General features: G+C 35.1%; 2 protein-coding genes. Both read right to left on the reverse strand.

Going from position 1 to position 2,294, the window contains the following annotated elements:
• A partial coding sequence (nrdD, locus tag ACI3VO_RS15380; RefSeq protein ID WP_439758758.1) for an anaerobic ribonucleoside-triphosphate reductase occupies positions 1–1,435 on the reverse strand: 1,435 nt, incomplete at its 3' end.
• 58 nt (positions 1,436–1,493) lie between these two features.
• A partial coding sequence (locus ACI3VO_RS15385; RefSeq protein ID WP_439758759.1) for a hypothetical protein occupies positions 1,494–2,294 on the reverse strand: 801 nt, incomplete at its 5' end.

Raw genomic sequence — 2,294 nt, forward strand, 5'->3', positions numbered from 1 at the left:
ACAGCATAGTTTTATATGCAATATGATACTTATAGACTCTTTCAAGAATGTCAATAATATAAGGCTTTAAGTTCTTAGCAGATATAAACCTTGGGTCTCCACCATGTTGTTTGCAACAATCCTGGACAATTCTATTGATATTGAGAGTTATCACATTACAGGAACCAGTCATTACTCCAGTAAGACCAGATGTTGGATTAAAGGTATTTTCAGATAGCTCGTTTCTTAACCTACAGCATGACGCAAGACTATCAGCACTATCAGATATATAGGTAAAGAAAGAGTGCCCTTCTGCATACATTTCAGCACAGAGATCTTTGTAGTCCTTATCTATAATGTCATTACCATCATGTACCATAGCAAAAGTTTCTACTGGGAAAGTTAATACTTGCTTTAGACGTAAGTTGTTAAACCATTTCAAGAAAAGCCTCTGTAAAGTATCAATAGCTTTCCATTCAGGCTTGCTTCCGTCAGGATAATAGAACTCTCCAAATAATGAAGTAAAGTAAGTCTTATCATAATATGAGATATTAGTAAACGGACTTTGATAGCTTCTATTACCAGCAGGCTGATTTATTCCCCATACAAACTGTTTGAATGCCTTTAAAATACAATCCTTTACAGTCCTATGAATTAGAGAGTGTGAAGATGTAGCACTGCAATCTAACTTATCATACCAGTTAGGACCATATTCCTTAATAATATAGTAATTTAGAGCAATAAAATACTCTCCAAATGCTACTGCTCCTTTACATTGTGATGATAGCAAGAAAGCTAGATTAGTAATTTGCCCACTGAATGACTGTAAGTCATTGGGTTCAGATGGAGTTACTCCATCTATATTTCCTACTCCTTCTACCATTAAAGGATAGAGACTAACTGCCATACAATACTGCTTAAGTACAGGAGTAGAAGCCTCATCATGAGTATATATGATATGGTGCTCTAGATCTTCCTCATATTGTTTAGCAATTTCTGGAAATAGCTTATGGAGTTCATCCTTCATCATTTGACGTTGGATAATTCTATTATTAGACTTATACACTTCTCCTTCCAGATTAGCTACATTCTTCATCGTGACATTAGCGTTAGCATCTGTTTCAGATGAGGTAGCAGCATTGTCAGAAGACCTACTGTACCTGTCCATATAGTTTATTCTATCCCTAATAAACCTAGTCTCTTTGTGTTTAGCTCTATACAGGATGTATTCCTTAGCCACTTGAGGATAATCATAATCCATTAGTAGTTCCTCAACTTGATCTTGTATGTCTTCTACTGAGATTCCTTCCCATATCTTAACGTTTCTTGCAATATCTTTAACTACCTCGTCTTGCCAAGCAATTCCACAAGATCTAAAAGCTTTACTTATAGCTGTTTCAATCCTGTTAATGTCAAATGGCACTAGATTTCCGTTTCGTTTTGTAACTTTTAGCATACTTTTATTATTTAAATAGTAATGCAAATATAATTAAAAATATTGAGACAAGCAAATATTAAGATAAACCGAGGATTCCTTTTAGGAGTAACGTCTTCTCTGCTTTATTCATAATATCCCTGGTGTCAGCATTACTAATAAGCTCAGTAAACGCATTATAGACATTAAACATAGTCGTAGGCTGTCCAGGATTTACGAAATAAGGAGAGTCTTTCTTCTCATATAGAAGTTTATACGCATCAACAGCTGTACTAGTAGCTAACTTTACTTTTCCGTAGCCAGTATCATAGGAAGAGACTAGAGCACCTCTTACCCAAGAACCTAAGTTCTCGTTAATTACTTCTTCTTCATATGGTACTTCAGTCTCAGAAAGTCTGTCTAACCAGGCTTTAATATCGGAAGTTTGTTCCATTAGAGGTTGAATACACTTAAAGTTAATTGGCTTTTCGGGCTCCAGTTCTTGTGCATTGAGGAAAGAGGGGTTAAACACACATAAGTTTAGGCAAGCCATATTTAGAGCTCCCCTATAGATCTTGACTACTGGCTTTCTAGTATCCAAACCATAAACCATACCAATTACTTCCTGATGATTATCAAAACTATACTCATCAGGCATAACAGCCTGTATCCATACTCTGTTGAATACAGTATCTTCTAAATTTAAATCTTCTTTCTTTGTTATACTTATTTGGTCAGGAAGTTTAGCTTGAACCCTGAAGTCATTTGTAAACTTAGACATTCTCTCTAAGAAGGGAGTAACATATGCCTCAGTACTAAAGTATTCCTTTCCTTTTATAATTGTTGCTTTTCCTTGCAGTAAGGTTTTTAAGTCAATTTCCATTATAATTCTACATCGGAT

The organism is Intestinibacter sp., from assembly GCF_051866655.1.
GTDB lineage: Bacteria > Bacillota > Clostridia > Peptostreptococcales > Peptostreptococcaceae > Intestinibacter.